The 13985-nt window shown below is 39.5% G+C and carries 16 protein-coding genes; 12 read left to right on the top strand and 4 right to left on the bottom strand.

Translation table 11 applies throughout. The features are described 5' to 3' along the window. Positions 1-2: 2 nt before the first annotated feature. Positions 3-371 (bottom strand): S4 domain-containing protein YaaA, encoded by a 369-nt coding sequence (yaaA, locus tag GOM47_RS09555; RefSeq protein WP_195215749.1) that lies wholly within the window; start codon positions 369-371, stop codon positions 3-5. Between the two features lie 160 nt (positions 372-531). On the opposite strand from yaaA, the gene yfmF reads away from it, so the two are divergent. The 12 genes from yfmF (at position 532) to tsf (ending at position 11706) form a co-directional block, all read left to right on the top strand. After that, the gene (gene yfmF, locus GOM47_RS09550; RefSeq protein WP_235080661.1) at positions 532-1782 is read left to right on the top strand and encodes an EF-P 5-aminopentanol modification-associated protein YfmF; all 1251 of its coding nucleotides are present in this window, start codon (positions 532-534) and stop codon (positions 1780-1782) included. Next, on the top strand, positions 1779-3062 hold the full coding sequence (gene yfmH / locus GOM47_RS09545) for an EF-P 5-aminopentanol modification-associated protein YfmH (protein ID WP_235080660.1): 1284 nt from the start codon (positions 1779-1781) through the stop codon (positions 3060-3062). Before yfmF ends, yfmH begins: the two co-directional genes overlap by 4 nt. A 35-nt stretch (positions 3063-3097) precedes the next feature. Further along, positions 3098-3922 carry a cytoskeleton protein RodZ gene (gene rodZ / locus GOM47_RS09540; protein WP_235080659.1) on the top strand — a complete coding sequence of 275 codons (825 nt, stop codon included), beginning with the start codon at positions 3098-3100 and terminating at the stop codon, positions 3920-3922. 10 nt (positions 3923-3932) lie between these two features. After that, positions 3933-4478: a CDP-diacylglycerol--glycerol-3-phosphate 3-phosphatidyltransferase gene (gene pgsA / locus GOM47_RS09535; RefSeq protein ID WP_235080658.1), complete on the top strand. Its 546-nt coding sequence runs from the start codon at positions 3933-3935 to the stop codon at positions 4476-4478. Next, the gene (locus GOM47_RS09530; RefSeq protein WP_235080657.1) at positions 4475-5302 is read left to right on the top strand and encodes an energy-coupling factor ABC transporter ATP-binding protein; all 828 of its coding nucleotides are present in this window, start codon (positions 4475-4477) and stop codon (positions 5300-5302) included. The genes pgsA and GOM47_RS09530 overlap by 4 nt, the downstream gene beginning before the upstream one ends. Continuing rightward, positions 5287-6126, top strand: a complete 840-nt coding sequence (locus GOM47_RS09525) for an energy-coupling factor transporter ATPase (RefSeq protein WP_235080656.1) — start codon at positions 5287-5289, stop codon at positions 6124-6126. Before GOM47_RS09530 ends, GOM47_RS09525 begins: the two co-directional genes overlap by 16 nt. After that, a complete protein-coding gene (locus GOM47_RS09520) occupies positions 6119-6913 on the top strand; it encodes an energy-coupling factor transporter transmembrane component T family protein (RefSeq protein ID WP_235080655.1) in 795 nt (264 codons plus the stop codon). The genes GOM47_RS09525 and GOM47_RS09520 overlap by 8 nt, the downstream gene beginning before the upstream one ends. Positions 6914-6973: 60 nt before the next feature. Continuing rightward, positions 6974-7789 (top strand): rod shape-determining protein MreC, encoded by an 816-nt coding sequence (mreC, locus tag GOM47_RS09515; RefSeq protein ID WP_235080654.1) that lies wholly within the window; start codon positions 6974-6976, stop codon positions 7787-7789. A 2-nt stretch (positions 7790-7791) separates the two neighbouring features. Continuing rightward, positions 7792-8286 carry a rod shape-determining protein MreD gene (gene mreD, locus GOM47_RS09510; protein WP_235080653.1) on the top strand — a complete coding sequence of 165 codons (495 nt, stop codon included), beginning with the start codon at positions 7792-7794 and terminating at the stop codon, positions 8284-8286. Between the two features lie 93 nt (positions 8287-8379). Continuing rightward, the gene (pcsB, locus tag GOM47_RS09505; RefSeq protein WP_235080652.1) at positions 8380-9585 is read left to right on the top strand and encodes a peptidoglycan hydrolase PcsB; all 1206 of its coding nucleotides are present in this window, start codon (positions 8380-8382) and stop codon (positions 9583-9585) included. A 222-nt stretch (positions 9586-9807) separates the two neighbouring features. Further along, positions 9808-10587: a 30S ribosomal protein S2 gene (gene rpsB, locus GOM47_RS09500; protein ID WP_235080651.1), complete on the top strand. Its 780-nt coding sequence runs from the start codon at positions 9808-9810 to the stop codon at positions 10585-10587. Between the two features lie 78 nt (positions 10588-10665). After that, complete coding sequence (tsf, locus tag GOM47_RS09495) at positions 10666-11706, top strand: translation elongation factor Ts (protein WP_084974703.1); 1041 nt, start codon at positions 10666-10668, stop codon at positions 11704-11706. Positions 11707-11820: 114 nt separating this feature from the next. Here the strand turns inward: tsf and cysK are convergent, their stop codons facing one another. From cysK to GOM47_RS09480, 3 genes are all read right to left on the bottom strand, one after another. Beyond that, complete coding sequence (gene cysK / locus GOM47_RS09490; RefSeq protein ID WP_235080650.1) at positions 11821-12747, bottom strand: cysteine synthase A; 927 nt, start codon at positions 12745-12747, stop codon at positions 11821-11823. Between the two features lie 96 nt (positions 12748-12843). After that, complete coding sequence (locus GOM47_RS09485; protein WP_235080649.1) at positions 12844-13287, bottom strand: PH domain-containing protein; 444 nt, start codon at positions 13285-13287, stop codon at positions 12844-12846. A gap of 14 nt (positions 13288-13301) precedes the next feature. Then, positions 13302-13937 carry a YigZ family protein gene (locus GOM47_RS09480; RefSeq protein WP_235080648.1) on the bottom strand — a complete coding sequence of 212 codons (636 nt, stop codon included), beginning with the start codon at positions 13935-13937 and terminating at the stop codon, positions 13302-13304. Positions 13938-13985: the final 48 nt, after the last annotated feature.

The following is a 13985-nucleotide window of genomic DNA, read 5'->3' as shown; positions in this document are numbered from 1 at the left end:
GATTATCTTCCTGGAAAACGTGGAGCTTGTTTGACTTTAGGTGATGAAGTAGTTTTTTGTTTCTCTTTCTTTACACCCTTATTCATCTCTTTGACAAGTTTAGCAATCCGCTCTTTTTCAATCTTATCTGCTTGGTATTCTTCTTGCTCTTTTAAACTTGGTTGTGTCAAGGTGATGTCAATCTTTAAATCAGGAATGTCAATCGTATCTCCAATACGGATTTTTTTTCCACGTCTATTTTCTAATTCACCATTAAAGTAAACTTGATGCTCCATTAAAAAGGATTTAATAGCACCACCGCTCTGTATAATTCCAAGCTCTTTTAGAAGGGCTTGGAGCGTAATAAATTCTTCAAATAATTTGTATTCCATAATTCACCTCAATCTTTGGTATTATACCATATTTTCCCTGAAATAGCTGAAGGAAAGTCAGTCGAAATGAAAACGATTTTACTTTTGAAAGCTATAAAGAGAACAAGAAAAATTTTGATTTTCGTGGTATAATAGAACTCTATATGTAAGGAGGTAAGGTATGGAGTTGGTGTCTGGAATTTCAGCAAATTTTATTCAATCCAAAAAGTTTAAAACAAATAAAATCACTATTCGTTTTACTGCTCCCTTATCTCTTGAGACAATAGCGGGACGCATGTTAAGTGCAAGTATGTTGGAAACTGCCAATAAAGCTCACCCAACATCTCAAGCTTTTCGCAGATATTTGGCAAGTTTATATGGAACGGATATTTCCACAAGTGCTTATCGTAGGGGACAGGTACATATTCTTGACCTAACATTTACCTATGTGAGGGATGATTTTTTAAGCAAAAAGAATGTCTTGACTTCTCAAATTTTTGAACTGGTGAGACAGACTTTATTTGCCCCCTTAGCTCAAGATGGTGCTTTTGAGCCAGCCTTATTTGAAATTGAAAGAAAACAGTTATTGGCTAGTCTAGCTACTGATATGGATGATTCATTTTATTTTGCTCATAAGGAGTTGGATAGCTTGTTCTTCCATGATGAGCGTCTTCAATTGAGATATAGTGATTTACGAAATCGCATTTCAAATGAGTCTCCGGGAAGTAGCTACACTTGCTTTCAAGATGCTCTCAACAAAGATCGGATTGATTTCTTTTTCTTAGGTGATTTTAATGAAGTTGAAGTGAAGGAGTGGTTGAGGTCATTCTCCTTTACTGGGCGTCAAATCGATGTCAAGCCTCAGTACAAACAACCATATTCAAATGTCCTTCGGGAAGGAATGGTTCGTAAGAATGTGGGCCAATCTGTTTTGGAATTGGCTTACCATTGTTCTACGAGCTATGGAGACAAGCATCATTTGGCCATGGTAGTAATGAATGGTCTGTTAGGTGGTTTTGCTCACTCTAAGCTTTTTACAAATGTTCGGGAAAATGCTGGTCTAGCCTACACTATCTCCAGTCAATTGGATTTATTTAGTGGTCAATTGAGGATGTATGCTGGCATTGATCGGGAAAAGCGCAATCAAGCCAGAAAACTGATGAATCATCAATTACTTGAACTAAAGAAAGGTAATTTTACAGATTTGGAGATTGAACAGACTAAGGAGATGATTCGCAGAACCTTATTGCTTGCGCAAGATAGTCAGAGCTCACTAATCGAGCGAGTTTACTTGAATAGTTTGTTAGGGAAATCTACATCAGATTTTGACAATTGGATTGAAAAATTAAATCAAGTTGATAAAGAAGCTATCTGCAAAGCAGCAAATAGTGTTCGGTTACAAGCGATATACTTTATGGAAGGAATAGAATGACACCAGTTACCTTTGAAGAAAAATACTATCCTGCTGTAAAGGAGACGGTTTATCAGACTCGTCTATCAAATGGATTGACAGTTTCTCTCCTTCCTAAGAAACAATTTAATGAAGTTTACGGAGTTGTAACAGTTCGATTTGGCTCAGTAGACACAAGCTTTACACTATCTGAAAAAGGTTTACAGTGTTATCCAGCTGGAATTGCACATTTTCTTGAACACAAACTGTTTGAGAGAGAAAATGCTGAAGATGTTATGGAGTCTTTTACACGCTTGGGAGCTGATAGCAATGCTTTTACAAGTTTTACAAAGACGAGCTATTTGTTTTCAACAATAGATCATTTATCAGAAAATTTGGATTTGCTTGAAGAATTGGTAACAGTTGCTCATTTTACAGAAGAGTCAGTTGAGCGAGAGAGGGAAATTATCCAACAGGAACGTGAGATGTACCAAGACGATCCAGATTCGCGTCTGTTTTTTGCAACATTAGCAAATCTTTATCCCAATACTCCTCTGGCAGCAGATATTGTTGGAAGTGAAAAGTCAATTAACAATATCCAGCTAAATGACTTAAAAAATAACTTTACAGCCTTTTACAAACCTGTCAATATGTCTTTGTTTTTAGTTGGGAATTTTGATGTAGATGCGGTTGAGAAGTATTTTTCACAAAAGAAACTTAGAGACTTGGAAGAAATGGTAGTAAGGAAGGAGAAGCTTACTTTACAAGCTGTCAAAGAAACAGACAGTCTCCGGATGGAGGTTTCTTCTCCAAAACTTGCTGTTGGAATTAGGGGAACAGGTGAGGTGGCAGAGGCAGATTGCTACCGTTATAATGTTTTGCTAAAATTATTGTTTACGATGCTGTTTGGTTGGACTTCTGAGCGATTTCAAAAGTTATATGAGACAGGGAAGTTGGATGCGTCATTGTCACTTGAGGTTGAAGTCAACAGTCGCTTTCATTTTGTGATGTTGACGATGGAAACGAAAGAACCTGTTTCTTTGTCTCATCAATTTCGAAAGGCTATTCACAACTTTACGAAAGATTCAGATCTTACAGAGGAACATCTCGATCTTGTTAAGAGTGAGATGTTTGGGGAATTTTTTAGTAGTATGAACTCCTTGGAGTTTATTGCGACACAGTATGAACCAGTCGACAGAGGAGAAACTATTTTTGATTTACCAAAAATTTTACAAGAAATTACTTTAGACGATGTTCTTGAAGCAGGTCATCGTTTGATAGATGGTGGTGATCTAGTTGATTTTACAATCTTTCCAGCTTAAAAGATAAGTAACCCTAGAAAGAAGGAATGGTACGTATGAGAAAAAAAACAATTGGTGAGGTTCTGCGTCTAGCCAGAATTAATCAGGGATTGAGTATAGAAGAACTGCAGGCAAAAACGGATATTCAGATGAATTTATTAGAGGCTATGGAGGCTGATGATTTTGATCAACTTCCTAGTTCATTTTATGCTCGTTCTTTTTTAAGAAAATATGCCTGGGCGGTTGAATTGGACGAGCGAATCATTTTGGATGCCTATGATTCGGGAAGCATGATTACCTACGAAGAGGTAGATGTTGATGAAGAAGACTTGTCTGGTCGCAGACGATCAAATAAGAAAAAAACGTCTCACCTCCCCTTGTTTTATTTCGTTCTATTTGCTTTGTCGATTTTAATTTTTGTGACTTATTATGTTTGGAATTATATCCAGACTCAACCAACGCGTCCTTCTTCGCCTAATTATAGTGTTGTTAGCTCAACCACTTCAACAACCTCAACTAGTTCATCTTCTAGCAGTCAGACGTCTAGCTCATCTTCTACTGTGGAATCAACTATTACCGTTTCAGGTGAAGGGAACCGTATTGAAGCTCGCTATAAAACGAGTAAGGAAACGGCTACCATTCAACTGACAGTTTCAGATGCAACTAGCTGGATTAGTGTTTCAGGAAGTGAGCTTGAAGGTGGTGTGACCTTGTCATCAGACAATAGAAATGCAAAAACAACAGTTTCGACGAAAGAACCTGTGACTATTACTTTGGGTGTAGTGAAGGGAGTTACTTTAACTGTGGACAATCAAACGATCGACACCTCGAAGCTGACAACTCAGACTGGAACTGTAACACTTACATTCACTATAGATTAAGGAAAAACCAATGAAGAAAGAACAAATTCCTAATATATTAACTATTGGTAGAATTCTCTTTATACCTCTCTTTATTTTTATTTTGACTTTGGACCATTCACAAGGCAGTCACCTGCTGGCGGCAGTCATCTTTGCAGTTGCTAGTATAACGGATTATCTCGATGGCTATCTTGCTCGAAAATGGAATGTGGTCAGCAACTTTGGGAAGTTTGCAGATCCAATGGCGGATAAGTTGCTAGTTATGTCAGCATTTATCATGTTGATTGAGTTAGGTATGGCTCCAGCTTGGGTTGTTGCTATTATCATCTGTCGTGAACTTGCGGTGACAGGCTTGCGTTTGTTGCTTGTTGAGACGGGAGGGACAGTTCTAGCAGCAGCGATGCCAGGGAAAATCAAGACCTTTAGTCAGATGTTTGCTATTATCTTTTTGCTCTTACATTGGAATTTAATTGGTCAGCTGTTGCTTTATATCGCTTTGTTTTTCACTATCTACTCTGGTTATGATTATTTCAAGGGTAGCGCTCATGTATTCAAAGGGACATTTGGTTCGAAATGAAATCGATTATTGAAGTAAAAAATCTGTCTTTTCGTTACAAGGAAGACCAGGAACATTATGACGTTAATAATGTCTCGTTTCACGTGAAACGTGGAGAATGGCTTTCAATTGTAGGTCATAATGGGAGTGGGAAATCGACAACTATCCGTTTGATTGATGGCTTGCTTGAAGCAGAGTCTGGGGAAATCTGGATAGATGGGCAATTGCTGTCCTCTGAGAATGTTTGGGACTTACGCCGTCAAATTGGTATGGTTTTTCAAAATCCAGATAACCAATTTGTGGGGGCAACTGTTGAAGATGATGTCGCCTTTGGTTTAGAAAACCAGGGACTTCCTCGAGAAGAAATGAAGAAAAGAGTGGCTGAATCTTTGGAGTTGGTAGGGATGCTGAACTTTAAGAAGAGAGAACCAGCTCGCTTATCTGGTGGACAAAAACAGCGGGTGGCTATTGCGGGAGTTGTTGCCCTGAGGCCAGCTATTTTAATTCTGGATGAGGCTACAAGTATGTTGGATCCCGAGGGACGAAGAGAACTGATTCAGACAGTTCAAGAGATTCGAAAAGACCACCAGATGACAGTCGTCTCCATTACACATGACTTGGAAGAAGTTGCGATGAGTGACCGTGTCTTGGTTATGAAAAAAGGCCAAGTGGAGTCAACCAGTAGCCCAAGAGAACTTTTTTCTCGGGATGACCTTGACCAGATAGGGTTAGATGAGCCTTTTACTAATCAATTGAGAGAATCTTTGAGAGAGGCTGGCTATCAGTTGCCGGATGGCTATTTGACAGAAGGAGAGCTAGAGGACAAGCTATGGGAATTACTCTAGAAAATGTGAACTTTACTTATCAAGAGGGGACTCCCCTATCTTCATCAGCCTTGACTGATGTTTCTTTGACGATTGAGGATGGTTCCTATACAGCTTTAGTAGGGCACACAGGTAGTGGGAAATCAACGATTTTACAGCTTTTAAATGGCCTATTGGTACCAAGTAAGGGTTCTGTTCGAGTTTTTGACACTGTCATTACCTCTACATCAACCAATAAAGAAATTCGTCAGATTCGAAAGCAGGTTGGTCTAGTGTTTCAATTTGCTGAAAATCAAATTTTTGAAGAGACTGTTTTGAAAGATGTTGCGTTTGGACCGCAAAATTTTGGAGTTTCTGAGGAAGAGGCCAAGAAAGTTGCGCGTGAAAAGTTAGCCTTGGTAGGCATCAATGAGTCACTCTTTGATCGCAGTCCTTTTGAACTTTCAGGTGGTCAGATGAGACGTGTGGCTATAGCAGGTATGCTAGCCATGGAACCAACTGTCTTGGTTTTGGATGAGCCAACAGCAGGGTTAGATCCTCTGGGCAGAAAAGAATTGATGACCCTGTTTAAAAAACTTCACCTTGCTGGAATGACAATCGTTCTGGTAACGCATTTGATGGATGATGTAGCTGAGTATGCTGATCAGGTCTACGTTATGGAAAAGGGGAGCTTAGTCAAAAGTGGTAAACCGAGCGAAGTTTTCCAAGATGTAGCCTTTATGGAAAATGTGCAGTTAGGTGTGCCTAAAATCACAGCCTTTTGCAAACGTTTGGCAGATAGAGGTATAGCTTTTAAAAAACTGCCAATCAAGATAGAGGAGTTTAAGGAGTCGCTAAATGGATAGTATGATTTTAGGGCGTTATATACCAGGAGATTCCATCATTCATCGCTTGGATCCCCGTAGCAAATTGCTCGCTATGATCCTGTTGATTTTGATTGTATTTTGGGCCAATAATCCTCTCACCAATCTCATTCTGTTTGTAGCGACAGGTATATTTATCGCTTTGTCAGGCGTTTCTCTCTCATTTTTCGTTCAGGGATTAAAATCCATGTTCTTCCTGATTACTTTTACGACTCTTTTTCAGCTCTTTTTCATTTCAAGTGGAAATGTCCTATTTGAGTTTTCTTTTATAAAAATAACGGATTATGCTTTGCAACAAGCTGGGATTATTTTCTGTCGTTTTGTGTTGATTATTTTCTTTTCAACTTTGCTAACGTTAACGACCATGCCTTTGAGTTTGGCAGCTGCAGTTGAAGCTCTTTTAGCACCTCTGAAACGCGTGAAAGTTCCCGTTCATGAAATTGGTCTGATGTTATCAATGAGTTTGCGTTTTGTTCCAACCTTGATGGATGACACAACGAGAATTATGAATGCTCAGAAAGCTCGTGGAGTTGACTTTGGCGAAGGTAGTATCGTTCAAAAAGTAAAGGCTATGATTCCGATTTTAATTCCTCTTTTTGCGACGAGCTTAAAGCGTGCAGATTCATTGGCAATAGCCATGGAAGCGCGTGGTTATCAGGGAGGAAAGGGTAGAAGCCAGTATAGACAGTTGAGATGGTGTCAAAAGGATACACTGGCGATTCTTGTGATTCTGGTGCTGGGATGTCTCTTATTTTTCTTAAAATCTTAGCAGATTTGTAGGCTTGATAAGAAGCTCACAGTAGCAGATTTTTAGTATAAAGGTAGGAATATGAACCGTTTTAAAAAATCAAAATATCTAATCATCGTTTTTGTCACAGTTCTGGCAGTTTCTGTACTATTAGTGACAACCTATTCAAGTGCTATTGTGACAAAACTAGGAGATGGGATTTCTTTAGTAGATAGAATTGTTCAAAAACCCTTTCAGTGGTTTGACACTTTCAAATCAGATTTGGGGCATTTGACGCAGACTTACAATGAAAACGAAAGTCTAAAAAAACAACTCTATCAACTAGAGGTGGAGTCTAATCAATCAGAACGTTTAAAAACAGAAAATGAACAACTACGTCAGTTGCTAGAGATGAAGTCAAAATTACAGGCTACAAAAACCCTAGCAGCAGATGTGATTATGCGTGCTCCAGTATCTTGGAAGCAAGAGTTAACAATTGATGTAGGAAGTTCAAAAGGAGCTTCTGAAAATATGTTGGCCATTGCAAACGGTGGCTTGGTTGGTAGTGTTTCAAAGGTGGAAGATCATTCAACAACTGTCAATCTTTTAACCAACGCTGAAAACACGGATAAGATCTCTGTTAAAATCCAACATGGTTCTACTGAAATTTACGGAATTATCGTTGGTTATGACAAGGAATCTGAACTGCTTAAAATTAGCCAATTAAATAGTAACAGCGACATTAGCGCGGGAGACAAGGTGACTACAGGGGGACTCGGAAACTTCAATGTTAAGGATATTCCTGTTGGCGAGGTTGTTGCCACAACGCACAGCAGTGATTATCTAACGCGAGAGGTAACTGTAAAGTTAAGTGCTGACACCAAAGGCCTTCATGTGGTAGAGTTAGTGGGGAATTAGTAATGAGACTGTTTAGACAAGTTGGTATTTTCTTTTTACTCCCTGTTGTTGTTCTAATTGATGCTCATATTGGTCAACTGGTGGGATCCTTCTTCCCCCACTTTCATTTAGCCAGTCATTTTCTATTCTTGTTTCTCTTATTTGAGACAATCGAAGTGTCAGAGTATCTCTATCTAGCCTATTGTTGTATCGTGGGTTTGGTTTACGATATTTATTTTTTCCACTTGATTGGAATTGCCACGCTTTTGTTTATCTTGATTGGCGCTTCACTCCACAAGTTTAACAGCGTGATTTTGACGAATCGTTGGACAAGGATGTTGACCATTATTGTGATCAGTTTTCTGTTTGATATGGGGAGCTATCTTTTGGCTCTTGCCGTAGGACTGACTGTAGATTCCATGCCGGTATTCATCGTCTATAGTCTTGTCCCATCAATGATTCTGAACTTTTTATGGATGGCGATTTTCCAATACATTTTTGAAAAATATTATCTATGAGAAAGAAATATAAATGTAACAAAGGCGTAATATTTATTATGTCTTTTTTTGGTATACTAGTAATGTCTCAAATAGAAGGAGTATCGACAGAATATGAAGAAAAAAATCTTAGCGTCACTTTTGTTAAGTACAGTATTGGTCTCACAAACGGCAGTATTGACAACTGTTCGTGCAGAAACAACTGATGAAAAAATTGCTGCTCAAGATAATAAAATTAGCAGTTTAACAGCGCAACAACAAGAAGCTCAAAAGCAAGTGGATCAAATCCAAGGTCAAGTTTCAACAATTCAAGCAGAGCAAGCAAGCTTGCAAGCCGAAAACGAAAAATTACAAGCTGAATCTAAAAAACTTGAAGGAGAAATTACAGAGCTTTCTAAAAATATCGTAGCTCGTAATGCTTCTTTAGAAAAACAAGCACGCAGCGCACAGACAAACGGAGCTGCGACTAGCTACATTAATACAATTGTAAACTCAAAATCAATCACAGAAGCCATTTCGCGTGTTGCTGCAATGAGTGAGATTGTATCGGCTAACAACAAAATGTTGGAGCAACAAAAGGCTGATAAAAAAGCAATTTCTGATAAACAAGTAGCCAATAATGAAGCAATCAATACAGTTATTGCTAACCAACAAAAACTGGCTGATGATGCGCAGGCATTGACAACTAAGCAAGCTGAGTTGAAGGTTGCAGAGTTGAATCTTGCTGCTGAGAAAGCTACTGCAGAAGGTGAGAAAGCTAGTTTGCTAGAGCAGAAAGCAGTAGCAGAGGCAGAAGCACGTGCTGCTGCAGAAGCAGAAGCAACTTACAGAGCACGTCAAACAAGCCAACAGCAGTCAGTTGTTGCTTCTGGAAACACAAGTTTCTCAGCTCAAGTACAAGCAACATCAACAACTGACGAGGAAGATTCAAGCTACACTCCGGCACCTGCGCCAGCGCCTGCTAGACAACGTCCAACTTACAGCTCAAATGCTTCAAGTTATCCAACTGGTGAATGTACTTGGGGAGCTAAAACATTGGCACCTTGGGCTGGAGATTACTGGGGCAACGGAGCTCAGTGGGCAACAAGTGCAGCCGCAGCAGGATTCCGTACAGGTTCAACTCCACAAGTTGGTGCGATTGCATGTTGGAATGATGGTGGTTATGGACACGTAGCGGTTGTTACAGCAGTTTCATCATCAACTCGTATCCAAGTATCAGAATCAAACTACGGTGGAGATCGTACAATCGGAAACAAACGTGGATGGTTCAACCCAACTACAACTTCTGAAGGTTACGTAACATACATCTATCCAAACTAATGTATAAAACGAAGAGACTCAATCGAGTCTCTTTTAATGTTTTTAGCCGAAAGTCCTACTAAAATTCTACTAAATAGCTTGAAAATACTGTTGAAATATGATAAAATGAAACCTGTCGTGTAAACGATAATACTCATTCTTGATGAATTGTGAAACTGTTGCCCTTGGGTCGTTTTGCAAGTTGAAATCGAGAAGAGGAAAAAACAAAAAGGAGAAATACTCATGGCAGTAATTTCAATGAAACAACTTCTTGAGGCTGGTGTACACTTTGGTCACCAAACTCGTCGCTGGAACCCTAAGATGGCTAAGTACATCTTCACTGAGCGTAACGGAATCCACGTTATCGACTTGCAACAAACTGTAAAATACGCTGACCAAGCATATGACTTTATGCGTGACGCAGCAGCTAACGATGCAGTTGTATTGTTTGTTGGTACTAAGAAACAAGCTGCTGACGCTGTTGCTGAAGAAGCTGTACGTTCAGGTCAATACTTCATCAACCACCGTTGGTTGGGTGGAACTCTTACAAACTGGGAAACAATCCAAAAACGTATCGCTCGTTTGAAAGAAATCAAACGCATGGAAGAAGAAGGGATTTTCGACGTTCTTCCTAAGAAAGAAGTTGCACTTCTTAACAAACAACGTGCACGTCTTGAAAAATTCTTGGGTGGTATCGAAGATATGCCTCGTATCCCAGATGTAATGTACGTAGTTGACCCACATAAAGAGCAAATCGCTGTTAAAGAAGCTAAAAAATTGGGTATCCCAGTTGTAGCGATGGTTGACACAAACACTGATCCAGACGATATCGATGTAATCATCCCAGCTAACGATGACGCTATCCGCGCTGTTAAATTGATCACAGCTAAATTGGCTGACGCTATTATCGAAGGACGTCAAGGTGAAGATGCAGCAGCAGTTGAAGCAGAATTTGCAGCTTCAGAAGCTCAAGCTGACTCAATCGAAGAAATCGTTGAAGTTGTAGAAGGCGACAACGCTTAATTCATATAAATAGTAATTACCTAGGAGGGCGGGGCCTAGCCCAGCTCTCCTATTTTTAAAAAATATAGGAGAATCAAAATGGCAGAAATTACAGCTAAACTTGTAAAAGAGTTGCGTGAAAAATCTGGTGCCGGTGTTATGGACGCTAAAAAAGCGCTTGTAGAAACAGACGGTGATATCGAAAAAGCGATTGAATTGCTTCGTGAAAAAGGTATGGCGAAAGCAGCTAAGAAAGCTGATCGTGTTGCTGCAGAAGGTTTGACTGGTGTTTATGTTAACGGTAACGTTGCAGCAGTAATTGAAGTAAACGCTGAAACTGACTTCGTTGCGAAAAACGCTCAATTCGTTGACTTGGTTAATGCTACAGCTAAAGTAATTGCTGAAGGAAAACCAGCTAACAACGAAGAAGCACTTGCTTTGACAATGCCTTCAGGTGAAACTCTTGAAGCAGCTTATGTGTCTGCAACTGCAACTATCGGGGAAAAAATCTCATTCCGTCGCTTTGCTTTGATCGAAAAAACAGATGCACAACACTTTGGAGCTTACCAACACAATGGTGGTCGTATCGGTGTTATCTCAGTTATCGAAGGTGGAGACGAAGCTCTTGCTAAACAATTGTCAATGCACATCGCAGCGATGAAACCAACAGTTCTTTCATACAAAGAATTGGACGCTCAATTCGTTAAAGATGAGTTGGCACAATTGAACCACGTAATCGACCAAGACAACGAAAGCCGTGCAATGGTTAACAAACCAGCCCTTCCACACTTAAAATATGGATCAAAAGCACAATTGACTGATGAAGTGATTGCTCAAGCAGAAGCTGACATCAAAGCTGAGTTGGCAGCAGAAGGCAAACCAGAAAAAATCTGGGACAAAATCATCCCAGGTAAAATGGATCGCTTCATGCTTGACAACACTAAAGTTGACCAAGCTTACACACTTCTTGCACAAGTCTACATCATGGATGATAGCAAGACAGTTGAAGCTTACCTTGAATCAGTAAATGCTTCAGTAGTTGAGTTCGCTCGCTTTGAAGTTGGTGAAGGTATCGAGAAAGCTGCGAACGACTTCGAAGCTGAAGTTGCAGCTACAATGGCAGCAGCCTTGAATAACTAATGATAAAAGAGGGAGCAATTTGCTTCCTTTTTCTTTTGCTGTAGAGAACTTAGATTTTTCTTTAAATTGGTCAAAGAAAAAGCCCTATAATAAGGGCTAAGTGCGTTTAGGAGACTACACTTCAAATTCATAGAGTGCTGTAGACAGATAACGTTCGCCGTTATCTGGTGCTAAAGCAAGTACTTTCTTACCTGTGCCTAATTTTTTGGCAACCTCAATTGCCCCGTAAATCGCTGCAGCTGATGAAATCCCAACAAGGAAGCCTTCTTTTCCACCAATTTCACGTCCAAGTGCTAGAGCATCATCTGACGTCACGCGGACGATACCATCATAGGCCTTTGTATCAAGTGTATAAGGAATAAATCCAGCTGAGATACCTTGAATTTTGTGAGGTCCTGGTTTTTCACCAGACAAGATCGCAGATTCATCTGCTTCTACTGCATAAACTTGAATGTTTGGATTTGCTACTTTAAGAGCGTGAGAAACACCTGAGATCGTTCCACCAGTACCAACACCACTCACAAAAGCATCTAGATCATCAGAACCGAAAGCAGCTAGAATTTCAGCTCCTGTTGTTCTTTCGTGTACTTCAGGATTAGCTGGATTGTTAAATTGGAGCGGAAGAAAGCCATCGCGTTCAGCTGCGATCTCCTGAGCCTTTGCAATCGCGCCTTTCATTCCTTCGCTGCCAGGAGTGAGGACGAGTTCGGCACCATAGGCTTGGATAATCTTACGTCGTTCCACACTCATCGTTTCGGGCATGACGATAACAACTTTATATCCTTTCGCAGCACCAACCCAAGAAAGTCCGATACCTGTATTTCCACTCGTTGCTTCAACAATGGTAGCACCTGGTTTTAGAATACCATCTTGTTTCGCTTTTTCAATCATGCTAAGGGCAATACGGTCTTTGACTGAAGATCCTGGGTTAAAGGCTTCTAGTTTAACATAGACGTCTGCAGCACCCTCTGGAACAATGTTGTTAAGTTTAACAATTGGAGTTTGTCCGATTAGTTCAGTGATATTATTATAAATAGTCATAGATATACCTCTTTGTATAAGATGATACTAGTATAACGCGCTCCAGACTATTTGTAAAATATAGAAATCCTATCGAAGCGATAGGATTTTTTTATATCAAAGGTCTAAGCTATTAATTTTTAATCGATTGTGATAAGCCAATTCTAATAAATAGGTGTAAAGAGGGAGGATGTCCGTTTTTTTAGGAAATTCAAATTTATGGAAACTAAGATGCTCATTATGTGCTTTTAGAAAGATATTTTCTAAATAAGTGATCGTAATCTCACTATCATCTATACCTGATCCAGCAGTTTCCATTTCAACGTTTACAATGTTCATCAAAAAGAGTGACTTAACAGACACCTTGCGACCAGTGGCACCTTGCTTATCTGTAAAAATAATACGGATATTTGTAAAGATAATTGAATCGCGAATAAGTTTATATCCACTTTGAATTTCTTCATTCTCTAGTAGATATTGTCCATATTCTTTGATAAGAGTCTCTTTGTTTTGCTCGCTAAAGTTTCCAGCAAGTCCTTGAATAAATTTCCCAAAAGCCATAATTTCTCCTTTGTTTACACTAAGTTTACAGGAACCTCAACTTCCCGTAAATCTTGATCTGTTAAAGTGACCTTTCCATTAAAAAACTCTACAAGTGCAGCTTTAATATTTTCTTTTTCTTCTTTATCAACATAAATCACCGTATCGACTTGATCTGTAAAATTTGTATCTAGCTCCATGAGATTATGTTCTTTAAGGAAGTTACTGTACTCTTGGTACTGAGCGTAGGACATTTGAATAGAAATTCCAGCTTGTTCCTTTATTTCAACAATGCCAATTTCTTTGACAGCTAAGGCAACACTGCCAGCGTAAGCACGAATCAGTCCTCCAGCGCCTAATTTAATACCACCAAAGTAACGTGTCACGATCACACAGACATTGGTGAGATTGTGATTTTCTAGTACCCCAAGCATGGGAACGCCAGCAGTACCACTGGGCTCACCATCATCACTTGTACGTTTGATTTCACTACGTTCCCCAATAATGAAGGCAGAGCAGTTATGCGTCGCTTTGTAGTGTTCTTTTTTGATGGTGGTGATGAATTCACGAGCCTCTTCTTCGCTATAAACACGCTTGGCATGACAGATAAAGCGGGATTTTTTGATTTCTTCTTGGACTTGTCCGTCCTCTTTAATTGTTCTAAATTCCATGATTTAATTGTACTAAAAAATCATCTAAAGCGCTAGGTTTTTACGAAT

Source organism: Streptococcus oralis, from assembly GCF_021497945.1.
Taxonomy (GTDB): domain Bacteria; phylum Bacillota; class Bacilli; order Lactobacillales; family Streptococcaceae; genus Streptococcus; species Streptococcus oralis_BR.
The sequence above is the reverse complement of the archived record's forward strand: the minus strand, read 5'-3'. Positions and strand labels throughout refer to the sequence as shown.

Bases quoted from the DNA above. Each gene is read 5' to 3' on its own strand.
- tsf (WP_084974703.1), top strand. From the start codon at position 10,666: ATGGCAGAAATTACAGCTAAACTTGTAAAAGAGTTGCGTGAAAAATCT.
- GOM47_RS09485 (WP_235080649.1), bottom strand. From the start codon at position 13,287: ATGGCTTTTGGGAAATTTATTCAAGGACTTGCTGGAAACTTTAGCGAG.
- yfmF (WP_235080661.1), top strand. From the start codon at position 532: ATGGAGTTGGTGTCTGGAATTTCAGCAAATTTTATTCAATCCAAAAAG.
- rpsB (WP_235080651.1), top strand. From the start codon at position 9,808: ATGGCAGTAATTTCAATGAAACAACTTCTTGAGGCTGGTGTACACTTT.
- pcsB (WP_235080652.1), top strand. From the start codon at position 8,380: ATGAAGAAAAAAATCTTAGCGTCACTTTTGTTAAGTACAGTATTGGTC.
- cysK (WP_235080650.1), bottom strand. From the start codon at position 12,747: ATGACTATTTATAATAATATCACTGAACTAATCGGACAAACTCCAATT.
- GOM47_RS09525 (WP_235080656.1), top strand. From the start codon at position 5,287: ATGGGAATTACTCTAGAAAATGTGAACTTTACTTATCAAGAGGGGACT.
- GOM47_RS09520 (WP_235080655.1), top strand. From the start codon at position 6,119: ATGGATAGTATGATTTTAGGGCGTTATATACCAGGAGATTCCATCATT.
- mreD (WP_235080653.1), top strand. From the start codon at position 7,792: ATGAGACTGTTTAGACAAGTTGGTATTTTCTTTTTACTCCCTGTTGTT.
- yfmH (WP_235080660.1), top strand. From the start codon at position 1,779: ATGACACCAGTTACCTTTGAAGAAAAATACTATCCTGCTGTAAAGGAG.
- GOM47_RS09480 (WP_235080648.1), bottom strand. From the start codon at position 13,937: ATGGAATTTAGAACAATTAAAGAGGACGGACAAGTCCAAGAAGAAATC.
- mreC (WP_235080654.1), top strand. From the start codon at position 6,974: ATGAACCGTTTTAAAAAATCAAAATATCTAATCATCGTTTTTGTCACA.
- rodZ (WP_235080659.1), top strand. From the start codon at position 3,098: ATGAGAAAAAAAACAATTGGTGAGGTTCTGCGTCTAGCCAGAATTAAT.
- GOM47_RS09530 (WP_235080657.1), top strand. From the start codon at position 4,475: ATGAAATCGATTATTGAAGTAAAAAATCTGTCTTTTCGTTACAAGGAA.
- yaaA (WP_195215749.1), bottom strand. From the start codon at position 371: ATGGAATACAAATTATTTGAAGAATTTATTACGCTCCAAGCCCTTCTA.
- pgsA (WP_235080658.1), top strand. From the start codon at position 3,933: ATGAAGAAAGAACAAATTCCTAATATATTAACTATTGGTAGAATTCTC.